Origin of the sequence: Pectobacterium cacticida, assembly GCF_036885195.1 — a bacterium.
Classification (GTDB): domain Bacteria; phylum Pseudomonadota; class Gammaproteobacteria; order Enterobacterales; family Enterobacteriaceae; genus Pectobacterium; species Pectobacterium cacticida.
Genome location: NZ_CP133656.1, coordinates 2,026,117 through 2,048,430, shown reverse-complemented (window position 1 = coordinate 2,048,430; position 22,314 = coordinate 2,026,117). Strand labels below are relative to the sequence as shown.

Sequence of the window (22,314 nt, the reverse complement as noted above, 5' to 3'; positions counted from 1 at the left end):
TTAAACAGGCTTAACGCCAGCGGAGAGCAGGGCGTTTTCAAATTTATCCAGGAAGATCTCTAATTCAGCATTGCTGATCAATAGAGAAGGAAGCAGGCGCAGAACACAGCCGTTACGACCGCCACGTTCCAGAATCAGCCCCGATTCAAAACATTTTTTCTGTAACAGGGCGGATAACTCGCCATCATAGGGGTAGCAGCCCATGTGATCTGGTGTCTCGTCAGGTTTGACTATCTCAATCCCGATCATTAATCCTAAACCACGAACGTGGCCAATCACCGGATAACGTTGTTGCAACTCAATAAGTTTGGCTTTCAGCCATTCACCTTGCTCGGCAACTTTGTCCGCCACTCGATGGTCTTTAAGATATTTCAACGTTGTCAGGCCCGTGGCCATCGCCAACTGGTTGCCGCGAAACGTTCCCGTATGATGACCCGGCGCCCAGGCATCAAAAGGTTTCTTAATGCCCAATACAGCCAAAGGTAAACCGCCACCGACGGCTTTGGACATCACAATGATATCGGGCTCAATACCGGCGTGTTCAAAGGCAAAGAATTTACCCGTGCGCGCAAAACCGGCTTGCACTTCATCGACGATGAGCAGGATACCGTGTTCCCTGGTCACTCGGCGGATGCATTGTAGCCATTCGGCGGGCGCTGGATTCACGCCGCCTTCGCCCTGGACCGCTTCCAGAATGACCGCTGCCGGTTTGCGCACGCCGCTCTCAACGTCATTAATCAGGTTTTCAAAATAGTAGCTTAAGGCCTTAACGCCTGCATCACCGCCAATCCCCAATGGGCAGCGGTACTGATGCGGATAAGGCATAAAGTGAACTTCTGGCATCATGCCGTTGACCGCTTCTTTCGGTGACAGATTACCCGTTACTGACAACGCGCCATGCGTCATGCCGTGGTAGCCGCCGGAGAAACTGATGACCCCGGAACGACCGGTATATTTTTTCGCTAGTTTGAGCGCAGCCTCAACGGCATCGGCGCCGGAAGGACCGGTAAACTGGAGGCAGTATTCTTTTCCCTGACCGGGTAATAAAGAAAGCAGATATTCTGAGAACCGGTCTTTTAACGGTGTGGTGAGGTCAAGCGTATGTAACGGCAAGCCGCTGGTAATGACATGTTGGATGCTTTGCAGCACGTCAGGATGATTGTGCCCAAGCGCCAGCGCCCCCGCGCCAGCCAGACAATCAAGATATTGCTTATTTTCTACATCCGTAATCCACACGCCTTCGGCTTTCGCGATTGCTAAAGGCAATTTGCGTGGATAACTCCTTACGTTTGATTCAAATTCAGCCTGTCGCGCCAAATAGGTTTCATTGTTGCCGATTAATGTATTCGCACCTACACTGTCAATACGGACTTTATCCGTCATCATATCTCTCCTACAACCGTGTGTTTTGGAACACACCGCTGAATAAATGAATTAAAAACTACGCTATAAAAAGCGCCGCCAATATAGAGTTTTTCAGCCAACGACTCAATGATTTATTTTATTTACAATTTTTTATTTTTAAACATAAAAATCAATTGGTTATTCTTATTTGCAGACATCATTGTAGGCACGGTTATTTTACATGCTGATTAAATCGGCAAAAAATTTTAAGATTTCTTATATGTAGAAAGGGTAAATAAATACCCGTGCTATTTTCCCCAGCGACTTTTGAGATAGCGCACCGCGTCTTGAGTCTGTGGCTGATTAAGATAGTCCTCGCGAAATAGAATCGTGCCGTTAACTTGTGGCAGGGATTCATTTAAATCGATCTGTTTTTTCAACTCCGCCACTCCGCCGCCAACCGCCCAGTCCGGCTCACTTTTTGAAGGTTCACCCACTTTGTACAGCGCAACGCCAATATAAAGCCGCGTATTCGTCGGTTTCACCACATCCGCCCACCATTTCGCAAGTACATCATAGCGCGCCGCATCACGCGCAAATGGCCAATATAGCTGCGGAGCGATGTAATCCAATAACCCTTGTTGCACCCACTGACGGGTATCGGCATACGCCTCATCGTAAGCGGCGGCGCCGCGTGTGTCGGAACCTGCCGCATCGTGAGAGCGATTGCGCCATACCCCTGCGGGGCTGACGCCAAATTCAATCGCTGGTTTCAACTGCTTAATTGTGTGCGACACCTGTGCAATCAATTGCAGAGTATTGTGTCGCCGCCAATCCGCTTTTGTGGTGAATCCCTGTCCGTATTTTTTAAAGGTTTCATTGTCATTTAAAATAGAAGCAGGTGATTCGGCATAGAAATAGTCGTCAAACTGCACTCCGTCAATGGGGTAGCGACTAACCACTTCGGCGACAATGCGGGTAATCCAATGCCGAACTTCCGGTATACCCGGATCGAGCACAAAGCGATTGCTGGCCGTGCGGATCCAGTCACGGTGTAAAACAAATACGCTCGCTGGATGCTGTGACAACGTGCGATTTAGCGCCTTCACCGTGGCAGGCTGAGTGTTAACCGTTACGCGGTAAGGATTAAACCAGGCATGCACTTTTATGCCGCGTTTGTGCGCTTCTTCCAGCATAAACTGGAGTGGGTCATAGCCAGGATCTTCGCCAATCTTACCGGTTAACATATCCGACCAGGGCAATATGGCAGAGCGCCATAATGCAGTGCCGTCCGGTTTAACCTGGAAAAACACGGTGTTAATGCCAAGACGTTGCAACTTATCGAGTTTAGCCCTCAGCGCATCTTGCTGCTGGGTCATACGCACGACAGGATTGCGAATATTAACTGATGATATCGGTGGCCAGTCGAGACGAGAGACGGTCGCGAGCCAGACGCCCCGCATCGGTTCCTGACGCTTATCGAATGTCACCGACGGCGTTACAGGGGAGGGCGGCGTAACTAGCGAGCCTGGCGGTTTAGATGCGCAACTAACAAGTAGTAGCGCCGCAGCAACAAGAACGACGTTTTTTTTCACGTTGTTTAGCGCTTGTTGATACGGGAATGCGCCCAGGAATCAACGGCAAACTTATCGTTTTCTCCGGGCGCTGTGCTAGCCAGCGTATCCCGATATAACGCTTCAACTTCAGCTCTCGCCCAGGGCGTGCGACGCAAAAATGTTAAACTGGATTTCACGCTTGGGTCGTTCTTAAAGCAATTGATATTAATGAGTTTGCTCAGTTGAACCCAGCCAAAACGGGCAACCAGCGCGTTGACTTGCATTTCAAGCGTGACGCCGTGCAAGGGATCGTTAGAAATATGCGCAGCCATGATGTGATATCCGACGGTTTTACATGTGTTACTCAGGATTGTGCATGACGTAGTGGAAGGTTACAAGAAAGCGGTGCGTGGCACTAAAACGACACCTCGCTCGCGCATCATCCTGCCCAATGACACACTGGATAATAACTGATAAAATATCTATTCGTTTACCTATTCATTAATCTATTCATGAAGCGATTAACTCAATGAGCAGCCGATCGGACAGAATACGCCAATTGCTACGTAATGGCCCCATGGCTGCGAGCCAACTAACTAATATAATGGATATTAGCCAGCCTACAGTTTCACGCGCTTTAAAGGAACTGGGTGATGATGTTATCCGAATCGGCGCTGGACCATCTATTCAATATGCTTTGCGCGATACTTATCGCGGGTTTAATTCCGCACCGATTTATCGCATCAACGAAAACGGTCAAATAAAATCATTGGGTGAACTCATTCCAGTTCATCCCGCCGGATTTGTCATGGCGCAGGCTGATAATGTGTATCGCCATAGCGACGGGTTGCCATGGTGGTTATTTGACATGCGACCACAAGGATATCTTGGACGCGCGTATGCATCGACCTATGCATCCGAGCTTGGCTTGTCGCCAAATCCAGAAGACTGGGCAGACGCTGATATTATTAAAGCCTTGTTAGCGCATGGGCATGATGCTGTAGGCAACTTATTAATAGGGGAGAGGGCAAGAAACCAATTCCTGGAGATGCCGCTACCGACCCCCGTCGATCGCGCGACGCATTTTACCACGCTCGCGTTGGCAGCCAGTTCCGGTGAAGCGCCGGGTTCATCTGCCGGAGGTGAACAACCGAAATTCTGCACCTATACAGAACGTGGCCATGTACTAGTGAAATTTACGGCTTTGGACGACAACCCCGTTAGCGAACGTTGGCGCGATCTGTTACAGGCCGAACATCTGGCGTTAAAAGTGCTCGGCGTCGAAACAGAAGTCTTTGATTTTAGTGGGCAGCGTTTCCTTGAGATCCCCCGGTTTGACCGTGTAGGCCCGCTCGGTCGAATCGGTCTCTTTTCTTTACGGGCGCTAGAGGCGGAATTTGTCGGGAAAGCGAGGGAGGCCTGGCCGATTTTAGTTAATGAGCTCATTAAGCAGGGATATATCCATCCTGATGCCGCCATTGAGACGGCTCGGCTTTGGGCGTTTGGCATGCTGATTGGCAATACCGACATGCACCACGGCAATCTGTCGTTCATCAGTAGCCACGGTCGTCCATACCGCCTTGCGCCAGCTTACGACATCCTGCCAATGGGTTTCGCGCCTAAATCAGGTGGCGAAATAGTGAATACACTGCGGCCAGCGACGCTACTTGACGTTATTAGCGGGGAAATCTGGCGGGAAGCGTTGGAACTGGCAGAGCACTTCTTCGCTTTAGTCCGCGATTGTCGTTGCTTCTCTGCCAATTTTACCCCATGTATTACGGCATTACGTCACCACCTTGACGAGGTTACGTCGCGTATATCGCGCCTGGGATAACGATCCGATGCCGCTAAGAAGTCACTTAAGAAAGAGTGTGATACTAACACTCACTGTAGAGCCACAAAATGATAACGGCACATGAGTAGGGGGCATTTCTTTCATTAATTCCCGGAATTATCCACTCGTTCACGTAAACACTGCGCCAACTGGTCGACCGATTTTTCGCCGGTAGCCGCTTCGACCGTCAGATTTTCCAGCGAGTTATCAACGTCACGAATACGGATGCCATTGCGCCAAAGAAAGGTCATGGTAACGAAAAATGCAGTGCGTTTATTACCATCATGAAAGATGTGACCGCGGGCGATGGCAACCCAGTAGGTCGCCGCCAGTTCAAATAGGGCAGTAACGCCTTCGTAGTGAACACGATTCTGCACGCGATAAATCAGCGCCTGTGCTCTGCCGGGGTCAGCCAGACCTGCCACACCGGGAAAACGTTGCAAAATTCGATCGTGAAAGGCAATGACTTCCTGCGCACTGACCCAAATCATCGGTCAGTCAGCGCCTTGATTGTGTGCTCATGCCGTTGCATGATGGCATCAAATTCCGCGTCAAGTTTGGCATTTTGATAGGCCTCGAAGGCTGCTTTGCTGATAAGCACGGCAGCGCTCCCGTCGCGACGGGTGATTTCAACCGGCTCACCATTTAACGCGGTATCCAGTACCGTGGAAATATTGGCTCTGGCCTGTGTGGAGGTGTAGGTTTGCATAGCTCTCTCCTGAGATGTACGAATGAAGTGTACATCTCAATTGTACATTACCTTGGTGCTAATGTGTATGTCCATATCACTGACGATAAACTCACAATCACCTACGTAACATCAGACAACCAGCTTTCCGCCGACAATTGGGATGCTGCCGGCGAAATACTCCCATGTCAGCATTATGACGACTTGTGTAACTCCCGAATCACATGCACGGCCAGCAGACTTTCCACCGGAATGACCGTATTGATTTTTACCGCTTTGACGATTTCAATCAGCGACAGGGTATTCTGCGCCAGTTGATCACGAAGCTCACTGACTTCAATTTAACATAATATACATTATGCGAACCAAGGTAAGGATTGGCGAGAACTGACGTTCCCGATGCTGTCATTGGTCACAGACCGTTATCCACTGGCCCAAGACATCTTTTAAGCAATGCTGGCATAAATCCAGTTTCAGCCGATGGCCGTCACCAAAAATAGAACTTTATTTAGGAGAGCATTTCACTCTCTCCTTATTGAAAGGGATTCAAAAAAATCGCTTTACCTTCCCGCCTTCTTCATCCCACACCCAGGTGACTTCTTTACCATACCTTATTCTATTAGCAGGTACAGCTTCGTCAGCTACATACTCAATTACAAATGATTCATAATCATTTTTATTTGATTTTACTTGCTCTTCAACAAGCACCTTGAAATTAGTGTTAAGGTCATTAACCCCATACTGGATTAATGAAAGGTCTTTCAGGTTTTGTATGTATGATGGAATTAATATCCATGTTGGCGGATGAGAAGCATACAAATAATATTCAGATATTATTTCTTGATAGGTGGTTTTCCCTAGTTTTTTTATTAATTCCAATATTATTATTTCATTCTTATCTAACCCGCGATCGGCTCTCGGAAGGTTATCAAATATGGCTTCTAATAAATTTGAAAACCAACCTTCAGATCTGCAGTGCCGGGAATAAAAGTCATATGCTTTATCAAGTTGATCTGAAATTAACCATCCCCACAATTTTCTCGACGCCAAGATTAAATCGGACTTGTTGGAAATTAAAGTAACCTTTAAATCATCAAAATCATTCAGCTCTTCACCTGCAATACGTCCATCAAAATAAAAAATATTCAGACTATCAAGCGGGTAGTTTGGCGTGGAGTTTATTGCATTTAATAAAAAAAGCAACGTAGCTTGCGAGCCACTGCTCCTATCAAACCAGATATCTATATCAATATCGTTTGATATCGCATGGGAAATAGACAGAAAGTCTGTGATGTTTTTTTCGTCATGATCGAAAACCTTCAGGGTTTTAAATGTTTCTGGCTTTTCTATTCTCAATTCCTTTTTTCTTATAAAAAATAATTCGTTTGCTTCTTCATTTACTAGAGGTTCATATATCAAGTCGGGTTCAAAAATAACAAAAACCATACTTCCCTTATCATATTTACTACTAACGGTGGTATTATTTTTATTTGCAACCAGTGCCTTAAACAAACCCGCAGATGACGCATCAGGCATAACAATAATTTTTTTCATATAGAGCCCCTCCCATTGAAACATTAGCATCATTGAATAAACGATTGAGAGAGCATTTTCCTTCAACAAAATCGCCTAAAGGATAGAAATAGTTCCACAGAGCATTTTTAGCTGGGGGCCTGTTAGCCCCGCAGACATTAGCATAAGCTCAGCCCACACTGATCATATGAATCACCTACCCTGGGATGGCTATATGAAAATGCCCTGTTGCCAGGGCATTGTTATCAGGCTTAGAAGCTGTAGTTTGCAGAGAAAGAGATATTGCGTGGTTCACCATATACGGTGTTTCTGCCAACATTGATATTGTAGGTTTTGTCAAAGAGGTTGTTCAGATTGGCCTGGACGGAAAGTTGTTTCGTTATGCGATAGCGGCCGAACAGATTGACCAAGGCATAACTCCCCTGTTCAGCATACAGCGTGCTCGAGCCATTAGGTCCAGCAACGTTATCCCAAGTATGTGTCTGCCAGTTAACGCCGCCGCCAACGGTAATATCCTGAAGCATAGGCAGACGATAGCTGGTAAACAGTTTCAGTGAAGTTCTTGGCTGGGTCGTATTCAGCCCGGCGCCTTCTCCATCCTTAGCAATATAACGGGTCGCACCGAATGTCATCTGCAAATTATCGGTCACCGCACCATTGATCTCAAACTCAATACCTTTGCTGACCGTGCCATCCTGCTCATAGTAGGCATAATCATTACTGCCCGGAACCAGAGCATAATCTGTTGCGCCAAGATGATCCTGCTCAATACGGAACACTGCCAGCGAGGCGGTCACCCGGCTGTTATTCCAGTCTCCTTTGATCCCCGTCTCGTAGCTTTTGCCGATAACGGGCGAAAGATAAGCGCCGCTGGCATTACGATAAGTCTGGGGCTTAAAGATTGACGTATAACTGGCGTAAGCAGAGTAAGTATCATTGATGTCATACACGAGCCCAGAATATGGCGTGATATTATTTTTTTCAGTATGTTGTGTCAGTGTGTCGGCACTATATTTTGTATAGCGGGCACCAACAATAAGGTGCAGAGGATCGGCTAGAGAGAACCGTGTAGCCATATAGGCTGACTTCTGATGGATGGTGTTGTCCTGTGCCAAGGTCTGGGCACTCCACTTGGGTTCCGGATAATTACCCCAGTTATTAAAATCTCCCACCTCTGCTGAAGTAAAACTGGTTGATGTCCCGATATACCGATCGTTCTGGCGAATATATGACACACCGGCCATCATCGTATGCTGCCGTCCAAACAGCTCATAGGGGCCGCTAACATAGGCATCAATGGCGTTTTCTTTGCGCTTGGCAGTGTTATAACCCGTCCCACCTAACAGGTCATAGCCCACGTAGGGGCCAACACCAATACCCGTCGTTTTATCGAAGTAACCATCAATGTACAGTAGCTTGCTGTCCATAGTAGCTTCTGTATGTGTACCGCTTAGGTTGAACTGCCAACCATTATCAAAATGCTGTTTAAGAGTGGCAAAGACTTTCTTCGAATCACTATCGTTATACGCCCAATCTGGTGAAATGTTGGTGCGTCGATCATAACGGGTTTTGCTGCCATCGAGGTAGAAGGTTGGCAATCCCCCCCAGGTTGCACCAGCAATGTGGGTTTCTTGGTAATCATATCCAACGGAAAAGGTGGTGGAGTCAGTCAGGTCTGCATCTATTACGCCATACAGGAATTTCTTTTGACTGCGGTAATGATCCAGCCAACTGTCACCGTCCTGATAACCGGCCACAATGCGTCCCCGCACATTTCCGGATTCAGTAAGAGGAGCAGAAAGATCGGCAACATAACGCTGCTTATTCCAACTGCCATAACTGGCGGAAAGATTGCCTACGAATGCTTTACTGTCCGCACGCTTACGGATCATATTTATCGACGCAGCTGGGCTGCCTGCACCGGTCATCAGGCCGGTAGCGCCACGAACCACTTCGATGCGATCATAGATCGCGGTATCAGATAGCGTGTCACCGATATTCCAGTCTTGTTCTATCAGGGCAGGAACACCATCAATTTGATAGTTATCAATTAAAAATCCGCGTGAGTAAAAATTGCTGCGGTTAGCACCTGAATTAAATTCGGTAATGCCGGTCGTATTTTTCAGGACATCATTCAGCGTATCCAACTGCTGATCCTGGAAACGCTGTTTACTAATGATAGTGACAGATTGCGGAATGTCGCGCTGAACCATCGGCATTTTGGTCCCTGCTGAAGTGACGGGCACATTGTAATCATTGGCCTGAGTATCACTCCCGTTCTGAGTTCTGGCATGTACCGTAATGGTCTCATCTTGCTGAGTCTCAGAGGCAAATGAAGTCGATGGAAACAAAGCAACAGTCATACATGTTGCCAGCAGCGAGCGTGTAAGTTTTGGTTTTCGGGCTGTTTTGCCCGTTAATGGCGTGAAAGACATTGTTTTTCCTGATGGTCAATAAAAGTCCCCATAATCAATACTGCTTAAGGGGAGGTGTCGCGCTTGTTGCTGCATCCAGTAAGTGCAAATGAGGATTATACTCATTGCTATTAGCGTGTAAACAACGCGAATCTTTGGTGCCAACCGCAATAGAGCCCGCCCTTCCCTCAGTCTGGTTCAGAAAATAAAACCGATAAAAACCATGTTTATAAGAAACAATGAATAGCTATATTTCAGCACTTCTAGAATCCTAAATTCTCAAAATAAATTTATCGCCATGCCTTTCTTATTATCACTAATTAATGGTAATGTTTTTTTGCTGTTCTTATCTTTGCAATTACCCAGACTATTACTCTTGAATCATATTGGATGTGAAACATGAATAAAGTAACCCTATTAACCTTATCTACATTATGTATTATTCCGCTAATTAATACTGCCCATGCTCAGTGGGAATTAGACGATATCTGTTATGGGTATGCTACCGCGACGGGTTCAGGCTACCAGGGTGGCGCACTTCTGCTAGACCCTATCCCGCAGAATATGGAAATTGCGGCGTTAAACCCGAATCAGTTGAATTATCGTGGCGTTAGAACGTCATTAGCTGGTGCTTACTTAAAAGTGAATGGGCCTAAAGGCAGTACGGTCGTTTATGTTACTGACCTCTATCCTGAAGGCGGTGATTGCGCCTTAGATCTATCATTTAATGCTTTTGAAAAAATAGGCGATCTAAGAGATGGAATAATTAATATAGATTGGACATTGATCGAAGCGCCGGTAAAAGGTAACGTTATTTACCGTATAAAAGAAGGGTCAAACCCCTATTGGGCGGCGGTACAATTCAGGAATACAAAATACCCGGTAATCGAGATGAAATATTGGCGTGACAATCAGTGGATTGCGGCACAAAAAACCGATTACAACCACTTTATTATTGAACACGTCGGTATGAACGATATTCCGATTGAATTCACTGATGTAAAAGGCAATGTTCTAAGTGATACTTTGCCGCCGATGTCACAAAGTACGTCATCCGCTTACCTGATCACGGGCAACGTCCAGCTTTAATAGCCGTAGCCGAGGGGCATAGCGATTATAATGTCATGCTCCTAAGCGCCATGGGCACTTGCGACAGTCGCTGATGCCCATGATTTGCCCATATCGTTGCGTTCTGGCCCCCACGTTACCTGCCCGGCAGTTGAATTCCGCCTGTCTACCTTTTTGATTGCCCAAATATTTGTCAGTTTTATCACTTCTTTACGCGTTTGATTCGCCATCACTCGCACTACAGTATACCCTGTCGCAGATTGTATTCTCTTTTCTGCTTTAGGCATTATTACAAAAAAGGTCTTAATTGCGTGGCAAGATTATTTTTACGTAGTGGACGTTTGGATGATTTTCTGGCGCTGGGCGAAAACGGGCAGCCAGTTTACACATCAGCCCTTCAACTGCGAGAAACGTTGCGTCTCAGAAAACAGCAACAGATTGCCGATTGTCTGGCGATACCTCAAGCTAACGAGGATGGCGATCGTATTGACTGGTATTCGCCGATTGATGGGCAAGTTACTTCCTGGATTGCCGCGAGTGAAGAAGCGCGAGAAAAAGCGTTAGCGCTGCTGGAAACCTATCAAGCCACCGTGGATGACATTAGCGAACGCGCACAACAGTCGGATAAAGCCGGACAAAAACTTTTTGGCGTGCTACTGGCGAAAGCCATACAGTTCCCAGGGGCGAATCACGTCTATTTGGTTGATGGTAAACCGGTTTTAACGTTCTGGGGTTTCGTTAACCTCGATAAAAAATCGCGCCTCGATGCATTAGATTGCCTACGCCCGATGATCAAAGAGGTGACGCCACCCTTAAGTGCTGCCGATCAGGTCTTAACCCCATCGCGTACCGCGGACACACCAGCCCCCCAGACTATCACTTTGCCCGAACCGGTAGACCCGACGCCAGCGTCGATAGCCACGGTGCCTGCCGAACCGTCACAAACGCCCTTCTTCCGCCTATGGTGGCTAGTGCCTGCGATTGCGCTGATCGCTATTTTGTTATTGCAGATACGCGGCTGCGTTTCAGATCAACATGACCAGCCCATCGCTGACGACGCGGTTATGGTCAAACCGGAGAAGCGCGTCTTGTCTTCTTCCGTGTCGCAAGAATCGGTACCCCAGCAGGCCAGTACACCGGTCGCGCCCATTGCCGAAAAACAGCATGAGCAAGCGGCTGCACCTGTTCTCCCTGCTCCCGAGCCAGTCATTCCCGCGCCGCCACCTATCGATGTCAAGCCAGCAGAAGCTACGGTAATTGCCGAAGCAAATGTACCAGAGAAAGTTAAGGCGCCAGAGAAGCCGTCAACGGAACCCACCGTAGCACCGGTGCCAGCGACGACAGCGAGCAAAGAAGCGCTTGTTATGCCCGCCGAGTCGGTAAAAATCGGTTCAGTCGCCTTTTTAAACGGCAATTGGCACGTCAATATTGATGGCAAAGCGCCGGTGGTCGGTAAGCCGCCTAGCCTGCGCTACCAGATTAAAAATGGCAAAGGGACAGCCCGTATCACCCACGGTGACGGCGTCACTTGTCGCGCCCAAATTGAGGCTGGATTAATGAGTTCCGGTAATCTGATTATTAATAGTCGCTCTAGCGCCCGCTGTTCCGATAATTCCCGCTTCCAAATGCCGGAATTGGTCTGTAAGCAAGGCGCTTCCGGCGCAGCGGCGGAATGTATTGGTCGGTATAACGCAGACACCGTTTTTCCGATGACGATAACGCGCGAGAGTAAATAATCATGCTAGCGACGATGACCGATTATAAACAACGCCTCACACTGATTCAGGATAGCGGCATCCAGTTTCTGGATTTTGCCCTCACGCCGCTATTGCCGGCGACGCCAGTCAACAGTTATGTGCGAAAAAGCGCCAATGGCCCTTTACTACGTGTGCTACATGATGCTCGTACAGAAAAATTTCTTCTGCCGTCTGTCAATGGCATGCCGCCGGAAGTGGTAAAACCTGAGCTAAGTATTGCGCTGGAACAATCGCTAAAGCTGCTGGATAAAATCTGGCTACCGCTGCCCTTCTTCCGCTTCAATCCACCACGTACGTTTATAGGGGGGGCCGGACAATTGGGCGCGAATGCAGATTCTGGCGCTTGATACTCCGGATCAGGATGGCAACACTCACCGCATTTGTCTGGCGTTCGATACTAAAACTTATCCAGAGGGGCATGAATATGAGTTACTCGCGCCCAATGCTAATGACATTAAGACCGGCGGGAGTTTTGCGTTAGCCTATCACAGCGATGAACTTGGTGAATTCCTTGATCAAACCTGGGTCGATGGCTGGTTGCGTGAGGTATTTACCCAGCGCGTACAAACGCTGGAGAAGCGTGATCCTCATGAGGTGAAAGCGGCGCTCAGAGGGTTTGAATATCAGGCGCACTATCTCAACGTGCTGGATATGCTGGGTAATCAGCTCGATGTGCCGGAAATTCGTATTAATACCAGCACTTTGCAAGAACCTGTGGTCAAGGTTGATCTGATATTGGATGTGGGAAACTCACATACCTGCGGCATTCTGGTTGAAGACCATGCTGACGAAAGCAATGGTCTAAAGCAGACTTATGAGTTGCAATTGCGCGATCTTAGCCACCCGCACTATCTGTATAACGAATTGTTTGAAAGTCGAGTCGAATTTTCACAGGCCAAGTTTGGTAAAGAAAATTTCTCTGTCGAAAGCGGGCGCGATGACGCTTTCCTCTGGCCATCGATCGCCCGCGTCGGGCGTGAGGCCTGCCATATGGCGCTGCGGCGTCAGGGTACGGAAGGGTCGAGTGGTATTTCCAGCCCGCGTCGCTACCTGTGGGACGAAGAGAGCTATGCCCCAGGCTGGCGTTTCAGCCAGATGGATGCACACTCGCAAACCGAACCGTTAGCGACGGCTATGCCCCTAACCATTATGCTGAATGATGAGGGCCAGCCGCTTTACAACCAACCGTTGGATGAGCGTTTGCCGGTGTTCTCGCCGCACTATAGCCGTAGCTCGCTAATGACCTTCATGCTATCTGAACTACTGGCGCAGGCACTAATGCAGATGAACAGCGCGGCCCAGCGAATGAAAATGATCCACAGCGCCGCGCCACGTCAATTGCGTAACATCATTCTGACGTTGCCTTCGGCGATGCCGAAGCCGGAGCGCGAGATCTTCCGCCGCCGTATGCATGAAGCGATTGCCCTGGTCTGGAAAGCGATGGGCTGGCACCCAATGGACGAAGATTTTACAACCGAGGCGGATAAGCAACTGAGCCGGGTTCCTGTGCCTGATGTACAGATCGAATGGGATGAGGCCACGTGCGGCCAGATGGTCTACCTGTATAACGAAGCGCAAGTCAACTTTGGGGGCCGTGCGGAAGATTTCTTTGCCAGCATGGCGCGCCCGGATAAAGTGCTCGATGAGGGCGAAACCGCAGGCAAAACGCTGCGTATTGCCTCTATCGACATTGGCGGCGGCACCACCGATCTCGCGATTACGCAATATCGGCTCGATGACGGCGTCGGTAATAACGTTAAAATCATTCCCCAACTCCTATTCCGCGAAGGTTTCAAGGTCGCCGGCGATGATATCTTGCTGGATGTCATCCAGCTTTATATTTTGCCCGCATTACAGACCGCGTTGAAAACGGCAGGTATGGCTAACCCGGATGTGCTGATGGGGAAACTGTTCGGCAATGAAGGTCGGATGGATGCGCAGCTTACGCTACGCCAGCAGGTGACGTTACAGCTATTCATTCCCATCGGTCGTGCGATTCTGGAAGCCTATGAGCACTTTGATCCGCTGGATACCAGTGCCGAGATCGAATCCACCTTCGGCGAATTGCTGGAACAGGCACCAACGGAAAACGTGTTGGAATATATCAATACGGAAATACAACGTGAATTGCCGGAAAACGATAGCGTATTTACGATTTTACAGGTGCCGCTTATCTTAAAATTGAGCAAACTGCACGGCGAATTCCTGTCTAACCAGATGAATATCACCAAAAATTTGCGCCTGATGTCTGAGGTGGTGTCGCTGTATTCCTGTGATGTTTTGCTCCTGACCGGCCGCCCTTCACGTTTTCCTGGCATTCAGGCGCTATTCCGTCATTTGCAACCGCTCCCGATTAATCGGATGTTATCGCTGGATGGGTATCATACCAATGACTGGTATCCCTTTAATAAACGCGGGCGTATCGATAACCCGAAATCCACCGCAGCCGTTGGTGCGATGCTCTGCCTGCTGGCGCTCGATCTGCGTTTACCGGGTTTCTACTTTAAGGTCGGTGATTTTCAGCCCTACTCGACAGTGCGCTACCTTGGCATGATGGATAACAATAACGCCTTGACGCTCGATAATGTGTATTACAGCGATATCGATTTGGATGCGCCTGATTTTGAACTTGATCCACAACAGCGCTTTCAGGTACGTGGTTCTCTCTGCCTCGGATTCCGCCAGTTGGACAATGAGCGCTGGCCTGCCTCATCACTCTATATGTTATCAATTGTCGATCCGGATTTGGCCCGTAACGTCGCTGGCGATAGCCAATTGTATGTTCGGCTGGCGGTGACGAAAAGTGACGATCGGGATAGCCCCGAGCGCTTCGAGATTGCTGATGCAGTACTGGGAGACGGCACCCGCGTTCCACTCCATCACCTGCGACTCAAATTGAACACATTATCCGCTAACGGTTCAGGAGCGACCCATTATTGGATCGATAGTGGGAGTGTATTTAAAAAATGAAACGATTAACGCCTAAACAGTTTTCTACTCAGCTTCACTCTCGGTTACAGTCCATCGCGCTAGGGAGTGAACAGGCCATCGACTGGGTAGAAACCACTCGCCAAAATGCACCACGTCTGGATATCGAAGCCGATCGTCTGATCGTAAAATTGCGCCGTAACCGGAACAAAGCGCAGCATCTCGCCGATGTCGTCCTAAAGGACATTGCCATCGGCTTTTTTGGTCTGTCTCAAGCGGGTAAATGCTATCTGATTTCGTCGCTGGCCGGGGGTGAAAACGGTACACTTGAAACCTCGTTTGAAGGCCAACAACTGAATGTTACCGAACACATTGCCCCACCAGATCGGCCGACTTCACTTGTCATTCGCTATAGTCGGCAATCGGGAGTAAAGAACAAATCTTTTCCCGTGCAGTTGCAACTACTCAGCGAGCTGGATATTGGCAAAATCATGGCCAGCGCGTATTTAAACGACCTCAATCAAGAGGCCGAGTTTGAAGAGCTGGATGAACGCTACATCGCCGAGCACGTTAACACGCTGTTGATGCATCGCCAGCCTGATCACGTTGAAGGAATGACCCGTGATGATGTTGTCGCGCTTTGGGACTATCTCGTGCGTCACGATGCTAAGCGGCAAAAACAGTTAGAGGCGCAGTTCTGGCCGGTGGCGATGGAATTAGCCCCCTACCTCACCGTTGACGATCGCGCCCAGCTATTCTCCTTATTATGGGGAGAATCGCCTTCCCTGAGCGCCGCTTATCGGCATTTCAGCCATACGTTGCAACACTTATCAAGCGCACTTAAGCTGCTAGTACCACTGCAAACACTCGTAGATGATGCACTAAGCCCGGTGAAGGGATTAATTGACGGTTCCGCATTGGAACGCCTGCACTGCACCGACGATCCCAGTGTGCTGGTGCGACCGATTCACAATGGTCGAGCAGGGAAAACAACGGAGCTTTCGCTGGCAGAATTAACCATGCTAACGGCAGAACTGTTGATCCCTTTGCACTCATCGCCGAAAGAGGCACTCTTCGAGCAGGTTGATGTATTGGATTTCCCCGGTTTTGGCGACGTCAATGAAGCACAGTACGATCCACCCGCCACGGCCTATTCTCTGGCGCAAACGCTATTACGTGCAAAGCGCGCCTATCTGCTAGAACGCTATACCGATAAGCACGAAATGAATGTGCTGATGGTATGCAGCGCTGCGGGTGCGCGGAGCGGTGTCAAAGCCGTCGGTAAAGCATTGGATCATTGGGTTAAGCAGACTCAGGGCGAGAATGCACAGGTGCGTAGCCACCGTAAGCCGGGGTTGATTTGGGCCGTGACGCGTTACGATCGCCGTGTCACGCATGGACAGCATTACGATGCCGCGGTACAGCGCTATGTGGGTAACCCTGGCGACACGTGGGGAACCATGCTGGCGATGGACAAGCGCGGTGTCGCGCGTATGGCGAGCTGGCTGGGTACTGAAGTCCACCGTGAAGTCAAACTTGGGCGCATTAGTGAACAGCTTAACGAGCTTCAGCGCGAGCTCAGTGATAATTTGCTGGGTAACTGGTATCTGCCCGCTGATGTTGACGATCCAGCGGAAAAACAGCGTATCGCAGAAACCTTACTCAAATCGCTTCAAACCCGCACCGGCGTGCATGGCGAACTGTTAGAACGGCTTCTTCCCGCACGCGATGAACTCCGCCGTCTATACCTGCATCAGCAAGAGGCCAGCTATGGCGATCTTCACGCCGAGGTTGACGATCAGTTAGCGTCATCAGTAGGGCGCGATCAATTTGGTATCGGAATTGAAATCGATCTGTTTGCCGATGAGCCGGACGCGATTGACCAGCCTCCCCTCCCTATTTCCCCCGATCACGGCTATGAGGCTGATTATGCGCATCGTGTTTATCGTTACTGGATTAACCACTTACGCAATTTGCCGGAAAATGCGCCGCTCATTGGCCTACTCAACGTACCAAAATCAACGGTCGAAATGCTGGTTGAAGAATTGATAACGGGCAGTATCCGTTTGCGGATAGAAGATGCCCTGGTCGATATGCTGGTCGATAGTGAACCGCTGGGCATCAACCGGGAAAATAAAGCCGATCGCCAGGTTTCACGCGTGCTCACCATCCTCGGCGATTTTGTCGCCTGGCTTGGTTTCCAGCAACTTGATGAATCCCTGCGCCCGGCCAGCCGTATCAACCGCGGACAGCCTATTTTTGCTAAGCCCGAAAAACAGGCGGTAAGTTTTGGCGCGTCGCAACGCCTGACCAAGTTGTCACTGACGCCTATCAACAATACGGCATTCTACATCTATGACTGGCTCGTTGGGCTGAATGAAATGATTATCCAGAACGCTGGCTATTCTGCTGCACGTGAAGTCAATGCGGAGCAACGTGAGCAATTAGGCGCGATTCTGAACCTTATTAAACCCACTGAATAAAGTTTTATTATGGTGGCAGCGATGTTGAGGGGCTAACTAAGACTGAGAGATACGATGCCATATTACAAAGAATATGGCATCGTCAACAGTAGTCAGCGGTTTCCACCGGTCTGATCGCAGGCAGTCAGGCCAGCACTACGGGAGCGGAAGACTTTCTGCCCGAATAATTCAGGCTGATATGGTGATTAATTTCCCCTTTTCAGATCTACCGCCAGATCGCTGATTTTTACCGGCAATTCGGTACGTAGCGAGCGATTGGCTGCAATACCGGTTAAAATAGACATCGCGCCATCACGGTAGTCCGCCGCGCGATGTAATGGATCGGGTTCAGGCGTACCAAAGAGATCGTTTAACATGACCCGATCGCCGCCGCCGTGCCCACCCGCTTTAAACTCGACAGGGACGCTATACGGTTCGTTGAACATGGGGTAAACCTTTATTTCGCATTCATTCAGCGCCCCTTCATCTTCTTTCTTTCCGCCGCCATTTACGTAAGATTTTTCTACCAGTTTCATTTCTAACCGGCCTTTACTGCCATTAAACACCACATTCAACCCTTCCCAGGGTAAATATGCATTGAGGGAGTAAGTCATGATGGCCTTATTTTTATAACGTACGACTACACCCAAGACATCCTCAATATTGATACCGTCATCGAACACGCTCTTATCCCGGAAATAACCATCTTCATGTTCGGCGTCTAAATACAGTGCCGTAAGTTGTTCGCTTTGATTCATATGTAGTGCAAAAGGATCATTTTCCGCCGCGGCGCTATTATGGGAGCGTGAATAGAACGTAGTAACCCCACGTTCTTCAGCATTAGCTTTACCGTAAAAACGTAAATCACCCTGTGCATAAACCGTTTCAGGTTCGCTATTCAGCCAAAAATTTACCAGATCAAAATGATGTGTTGATTTATGCACGAGCAGCCCGCCACTGTTACGTTTATCACGATGCCAACGACGGAAATAATCAGCGCCATGTTCGGTATTTAGCAACCACTCGAAATGTATAGAATAAACTTCGCCAATCAAACCGGCAGCCAGCAGTTCACGAACTTTACTATGATGTGGCGCATAGCGATAATTAAAGGTCACACGTAATTTGCGTCCAGTACGTTGAATTGCATCAATAATCGCCTGACATTTTTCTTCATCGATGGTCATCGGTTTTTCACTGATAACATCACAGCCTAATTCCATCGCCCGGATAATATATTGATGATGCGTCCGATCGATAGATGTCACGATAACAATATCGGGCTTAGTTTCCGCAATCATCTGTTCAAACTGCTCAGCATGATAGGTCGGCACAATATCGTGCCCATATTTATGAATAATTTTATTGGCGTAATTCATTCGCGTCTGGTTGGTATCGCAAAAAGCCACAAATTGCCCTTGATCACTGTAGTCCCTCGCAATCGATTCCAGATAAAGGCCCGCTCGGCCTCCTGTCCCCACGACGGCATATTTCTTTTTCATTCTGTGTACTTCCTCTCAATAGTGTTGAGTACATGCCTAGTGATTCGCGCATAACATTGGGTGCGAAAAACATGAGTAAACTGAATGGCGTTACCGTTTGATTCTATTACCAATTTCGGGTGCTATTGGTCTCTTGCCAGCCACATGGAACGGGCGATTCCTGATGCGTTTTGGCATCAACGATGTAGCACAGTGTATTTGTCTACTTCACTATCTTATCAGGCCGGAGAATATGCCGGGTTAATCGGCGGTGGCTATCGTGATGCCACTCTCTTTTTTTACCTTATCATGTGATGTTTCTCACATTTTGTTGCCAATCTGTCCGGCGCTACTGGATAATCAGCGCGTCACTCATAACCATGCGAATAACGCAGAAGGAATCGTTATGCAGATTTTTTTTCAGGATACTCTGGCAACGCCGCTTGGCGAGTTGTTGATTCTGGCTGACAAGGATGATCGGTTACGTGCCGTTGAATGGTGCGAGTATGAGGACGCGTTATTTCGCTCACTCAAGCGCCGCTACCGCAATGATCCCTTTTCATTGCAGACTAGCCATAACCCTGGCGGGTTGACGGACTGCCTGCGCCGCTATTTTGAGGGCGAATTAACAATTATTGATACGCTGCCGGTTGCTTTTGTGGGCACCGAATTTCAGCGGCAAGTGTGGCAGGCATTACGCCACATACCCTGTGGCGAGATTACGACCTATGGCGAACTCGCGGCGCAATTGGGACGACCTGGCGCTGCACGCGCCGTCGGCATGGCAAACGGCTCAAACCCAGTCAGCATTGTGGTGCCATGCCACCGTGTGATTGGGACCGGCGGTGCGCTAACCGGTTACGCGGGTGGCATTCAGCGTAAGCAATGGCTATTAACTCATGAAGGGTATTTACCGCGTCAAAAAAGTTTGCCGATATAATGAGTTGGCATTCCTCGAACGACGTACTTTTTAACGGATAGTTAATCGTTATAAGCGACTTGGTTTATCAACATTTACCACTTAGTAACATTGGTAAACCAAATTATTATCTTAGAACCTATTTTATTTAAGCGGAACTTTTCTCAATAAATTCGAATTATTATGGTTAGTTCACTATTTATTGGCCTGTTCCCGTGATTATCGGTCTTATCACAATCGATAAAAGCTGTTAAAATTGACCAATATCAATTATTGCCTGAGCAAAGCCTATGATCCCGGAAAAGCGCATTATCCGACGCATCCAGTCTGGCGGGTGTGCAATCCACTGTCAGGATTGCAGTATCAGTCAGCTATGTATCCCTTTCACTCTCAATGAACATGAGCTCGATCAGCTCGACAACATCATCGAGAGGAAAAAGCCTATCCAGAAAGGGCAAGCACTATTTAAAGCGGGCGATGAATTGAGGTCGCTGTACGCTATTCGCTCGGGTACGATAAAAAGCTATACCATCACAGAGCAAGGTGATGAGCAGATTACAGGTTTTCATCTCGCGGGTGATTTAGTGGGTTTCGATGCGATTGGCACCGCGCAACACCCGAGTTTTGCTCAGGCACTGGAAACATCAATGGTGTGCGAAATTCCTTTCGAGACGCTAGACGATCTCTCAGGGAAAATGCCCAACCTGCGTCAGCAGATGATGCGCCTGATGAGCGGTGAAATTCGTGGCGATCAGGATATGATTTTGCTGTTATCAAAAAAGAACGCTGAAGAGCGTCTTGCGGCGTTCATCTATAATCTTTCGCGCCGTTTCGCTCAACGCGGTTTTTCTCCGCGAGAATTTCGTTTAACAATGACACGTGGTGATATTGGTAACTACCTGGGGCTGACCGTTGAAACGATTAGCCGCTTGTTGGGGCGTTTCCAGAAGAGTGGTACGTTAGCGGTTAAAGGAAAATACATCACGATCGAGAATATTGAGGCGCTTTCCGAACTCGCTGGCTCCTCACGTAAGTAATGCATTGACGTTGCGTTCCTTTTTCGTATCGCAACGTCAACCTTCCCCATCTCCTCCTGGCACTCCCATGATTTTTCTATTTTGTGTTTCGACGGTGCATCCCTGTTGTTCAAGATGATTAAGCTGTTCAAGATGATTAAGTTGTCCAAAATGATTACGTTGCGGTACTCTTGATTGACAGACTGTAAAGAAACGGCTGTTTGGAGGAACTATGGCAAAGTATCAGAACTTACTGGTAGCTATTGACCCAGATCAGGATGACCAACCAGCGCTGCGTCGGGCGGTTTATCTTGTTCAGCGGCTTGGTGGCCGTATCAAGGCGTTCCTGCCGATTTACGATTTCTCTTATGAGATGACTACCCTGCTTTCTCCCGATGATAGAGTTGAAATGCGTCAGGGCGTTATCGAACAACGGACAGCCTGGATCGCGGAACAGTGTAAATACTATCTTGAAGCCGGTGTCCCAATTGAAATAAAAGTGGTATGGCACAATAAGCCTTTTGAGGCCATTATTCGGGAAGTCATTTCCGGGCAGCATGACCTGCTGTTGAAAATGGCGCATCAGCACGATCGACTGGAAGCCGTTATCTTTACGCCAACCGACTGGCAACTTTTGCGTAAATGCCCTTGCCCGGTGTGGATGGTTAAAGATCAACCCTGGCCAACAGAGGGGCGAGCGCTGGTCGCCGTCAATTTAGCCAGTGAAGACCCTTATCACGACCCACTGAATATCAAACTGGTCTCTGAAACGCTCGATCTGGCGCAGCACGTCGATCATACTGAAGTGCATCTGGTTGGCGCTTATCCCGTGACGCCTATCAATATCGCCATTGAACTGCCCGATTTTGATCCCAGCGTATATAACGATGCCATTCGTGGGCAACATCTCATCGCGATGAAGGCGTTACGGCAGAAATTTGGTCTGGATGAACGGGTAACGCATGTAGAAAAAGGTTTGCCTGAAGAAGTGATTCCCGATCTGGCAGAACACTTACAGGCCGGCGTGGTGGTTTTAGGGTCGCTTGGGAGAACCGGCCTCTCGGCAGCTTTTATTGGCAATACCGTTGAGCACGTAATTGATCATTTGAAGTGTGATCTTCTGGCGATCAAGCCGGATGACTTTGTTTCGCCGATTACGCTGGAAGACGACGAAAACAACTGATGCTTCTCCTATGGAGTTCCGTGCGTAATGCCAAGATGCTTTCACGCTATCCTTGGCGATGGTGTACATAGGCACTAATGAGGATCTAAAAAGGGGCGATATTCGCCCCTTGGTCATTTTTCACTACCCAC

General features: G+C 48.5%; 16 protein-coding genes and 1 pseudogene. 9 read left to right on the top strand and 8 right to left on the bottom strand.

The annotated features are described in order from the left end of the window. From RFN81_RS09430 to RFN81_RS09420, 3 genes are all read right to left on the bottom strand, one after another. Entirely contained in the window at positions 1-1,386 is a 1,386-nt protein-coding gene (locus tag RFN81_RS09430) for a diaminobutyrate--2-oxoglutarate transaminase (RefSeq protein ID WP_264498825.1), read from the bottom strand. Positions 1,387-1,652: 266 nt separating this feature from the next. Further along, complete coding sequence (locus tag RFN81_RS09425) at positions 1,653-2,939, bottom strand: glycoside hydrolase family 10 protein (protein WP_264498824.1); 1,287 nt, start codon at positions 2,937-2,939, stop codon at positions 1,653-1,655. 5 nt (positions 2,940-2,944) lie between these two features. Further along, the gene (locus RFN81_RS09420) at positions 2,945-3,232 is read right to left on the bottom strand and encodes a VF530 family protein (protein WP_264498823.1); all 288 of its coding nucleotides are present in this window, start codon (positions 3,230-3,232) and stop codon (positions 2,945-2,947) included. A 197-nt stretch (positions 3,233-3,429) separates the two neighbouring features. Between RFN81_RS09420 and yjjJ the strand changes: the two genes are divergently transcribed. Beyond that, the gene (gene yjjJ / locus RFN81_RS09415; protein WP_264498822.1) at positions 3,430-4,734 is read left to right on the top strand and encodes a type II toxin-antitoxin system HipA family toxin YjjJ; all 1,305 of its coding nucleotides are present in this window, start codon (positions 3,430-3,432) and stop codon (positions 4,732-4,734) included. 104 nt (positions 4,735-4,838) lie between these two features. On the opposite strand, the gene RFN81_RS09410 is transcribed toward yjjJ, so the two are convergent. The 4 genes from RFN81_RS09410 to fhuE form a co-directional block, all read right to left on the bottom strand. After that, entirely contained in the window at positions 4,839-5,225 is a 387-nt protein-coding gene (locus RFN81_RS09410; protein WP_264498821.1) for a type II toxin-antitoxin system death-on-curing family toxin, read from the bottom strand. Continuing rightward, the gene (locus RFN81_RS09405) at positions 5,222-5,443 is read right to left on the bottom strand and encodes a type II toxin-antitoxin system Phd/YefM family antitoxin (RefSeq protein WP_142501959.1); all 222 of its coding nucleotides are present in this window, start codon (positions 5,441-5,443) and stop codon (positions 5,222-5,224) included. The genes RFN81_RS09410 and RFN81_RS09405 overlap by 4 nt, the downstream gene beginning before the upstream one ends. 525 nt (positions 5,444-5,968) lie before the next feature. Further along, positions 5,969-6,976: a hypothetical protein gene (locus RFN81_RS09400; protein ID WP_264498820.1), complete on the bottom strand. Its 1,008-nt coding sequence runs from the start codon at positions 6,974-6,976 to the stop codon at positions 5,969-5,971. Positions 6,977-7,206: 230 nt separating this feature from the next. Then, entirely contained in the window at positions 7,207-9,390 is a 2,184-nt protein-coding gene (gene fhuE, locus RFN81_RS09395) for a ferric-rhodotorulic acid/ferric-coprogen receptor FhuE (protein WP_264498819.1), read from the bottom strand. A 378-nt stretch (positions 9,391-9,768) separates the two neighbouring features. On the opposite strand from fhuE, the gene RFN81_RS09390 reads away from it, so the two are divergent. The 4 genes and pseudogenes from RFN81_RS09390 to RFN81_RS09375 all read left to right on the top strand — a co-directional run bounded on the left by RFN81_RS09390 (position 9,769) and on the right by RFN81_RS09375 (position 17,605). Next, complete coding sequence (locus RFN81_RS09390) at positions 9,769-10,458, top strand: expansin EXLX1 family cellulose-binding protein (RefSeq protein ID WP_264498818.1); 690 nt, start codon at positions 9,769-9,771, stop codon at positions 10,456-10,458. 290 nt (positions 10,459-10,748) lie between these two features. Further along, positions 10,749-12,173, top strand: a complete 1,425-nt coding sequence (locus RFN81_RS09385; RefSeq protein WP_264498817.1) for an SrfA family protein — start codon at positions 10,749-10,751, stop codon at positions 12,171-12,173. 2 nt (positions 12,174-12,175) lie between these two features. After that, positions 12,176-15,164, top strand: a pseudogene (locus tag RFN81_RS09380) (virulence factor SrfB). After that, a complete protein-coding gene (locus RFN81_RS09375) occupies positions 15,161-17,605 on the top strand; it encodes a putative virulence factor (RefSeq protein WP_264498816.1) in 2,445 nt (814 codons plus the stop codon). The pseudogene RFN81_RS09380 and the gene RFN81_RS09375 overlap by 4 nt, the downstream one beginning before the upstream one ends. A gap of 185 nt (positions 17,606-17,790) precedes the next feature. Here the strand turns inward: RFN81_RS09375 and RFN81_RS09370 are convergent, their stop codons facing one another. After that, the gene (locus RFN81_RS09370; protein WP_264498815.1) at positions 17,791-19,086 is read right to left on the bottom strand and encodes a Gfo/Idh/MocA family oxidoreductase; all 1,296 of its coding nucleotides are present in this window, start codon (positions 19,084-19,086) and stop codon (positions 17,791-17,793) included. Positions 19,087-19,170: 84 nt separating this feature from the next. Here RFN81_RS09370 and RFN81_RS09365 point away from each other — a divergent pair, with 84 nt between their 5' ends. The 4 genes from RFN81_RS09365 to uspE all read left to right on the top strand — a co-directional run bounded on the left by RFN81_RS09365 (position 19,171) and on the right by uspE (position 22,183). Beyond that, entirely contained in the window at positions 19,171-19,380 is a 210-nt protein-coding gene (locus RFN81_RS09365) for a hypothetical protein (protein WP_264498814.1), read from the top strand. 91 nt (positions 19,381-19,471) lie between these two features. Further along, positions 19,472-20,005, top strand: coding sequence for a methylated-DNA--[protein]-cysteine S-methyltransferase (gene ogt / locus RFN81_RS09360; RefSeq protein ID WP_264498813.1), 534 nt, complete (start codon positions 19,472-19,474; stop codon positions 20,003-20,005). Between the two features lie 269 nt (positions 20,006-20,274). Beyond that, positions 20,275-21,021 carry a fumarate/nitrate reduction transcriptional regulator Fnr gene (gene fnr, locus RFN81_RS09355; RefSeq protein WP_264498812.1) on the top strand — a complete coding sequence of 249 codons (747 nt, stop codon included), beginning with the start codon at positions 20,275-20,277 and terminating at the stop codon, positions 21,019-21,021. Positions 21,022-21,232: 211 nt separating this feature from the next. After that, positions 21,233-22,183: a universal stress protein UspE gene (gene uspE, locus RFN81_RS09350; protein ID WP_264498811.1), complete on the top strand. Its 951-nt coding sequence runs from the start codon at positions 21,233-21,235 to the stop codon at positions 22,181-22,183. Positions 22,184-22,314 lie beyond the last annotated feature (131 nt).

What these genes read in the sequence shown, in the direction of transcription:
- RFN81_RS09430 (WP_264498825.1), bottom strand. Translation starts at nt 1,386, where the DNA reads ATGATGACGGATAAAGTCCGTATTGACAGTGTAGGTGCGAATACATTA.
- RFN81_RS09420 (WP_264498823.1), bottom strand. Translation starts at nt 3,232, where the DNA reads ATGGCTGCGCATATTTCTAACGATCCCTTGCACGGCGTCACGCTTGAA.
- yjjJ (WP_264498822.1), top strand. Translation starts at nt 3,430, where the DNA reads ATGAGCAGCCGATCGGACAGAATACGCCAATTGCTACGTAATGGCCCC.
- RFN81_RS09410 (WP_264498821.1), bottom strand. Translation starts at nt 5,225, where the DNA reads ATGATTTGGGTCAGTGCGCAGGAAGTCATTGCCTTTCACGATCGAATT.
- RFN81_RS09405 (WP_142501959.1), bottom strand. Translation starts at nt 5,443, where the DNA reads ATGCAAACCTACACCTCCACACAGGCCAGAGCCAATATTTCCACGGTA.
- RFN81_RS09400 (WP_264498820.1), bottom strand. Translation starts at nt 6,976, where the DNA reads ATGAAAAAAATTATTGTTATGCCTGATGCGTCATCTGCGGGTTTGTTT.
- fhuE (WP_264498819.1), bottom strand. Translation starts at nt 9,390, where the DNA reads ATGTCTTTCACGCCATTAACGGGCAAAACAGCCCGAAAACCAAAACTT.
- RFN81_RS09390 (WP_264498818.1), top strand. Translation starts at nt 9,769, where the DNA reads ATGAATAAAGTAACCCTATTAACCTTATCTACATTATGTATTATTCCG.
- RFN81_RS09375 (WP_264498816.1), top strand. Translation starts at nt 15,161, where the DNA reads ATGAAACGATTAACGCCTAAACAGTTTTCTACTCAGCTTCACTCTCGG.
- RFN81_RS09370 (WP_264498815.1), bottom strand. Translation starts at nt 19,086, where the DNA reads ATGAAAAAGAAATATGCCGTCGTGGGGACAGGAGGCCGAGCGGGCCTT.
- RFN81_RS09365 (WP_264498814.1), top strand. Translation starts at nt 19,171, where the DNA reads ATGGCGTTACCGTTTGATTCTATTACCAATTTCGGGTGCTATTGGTCT.
- ogt (WP_264498813.1), top strand. Translation starts at nt 19,472, where the DNA reads ATGCAGATTTTTTTTCAGGATACTCTGGCAACGCCGCTTGGCGAGTTG.
- fnr (WP_264498812.1), top strand. Translation starts at nt 20,275, where the DNA reads ATGATCCCGGAAAAGCGCATTATCCGACGCATCCAGTCTGGCGGGTGT.
- uspE (WP_264498811.1), top strand. Translation starts at nt 21,233, where the DNA reads ATGGCAAAGTATCAGAACTTACTGGTAGCTATTGACCCAGATCAGGAT.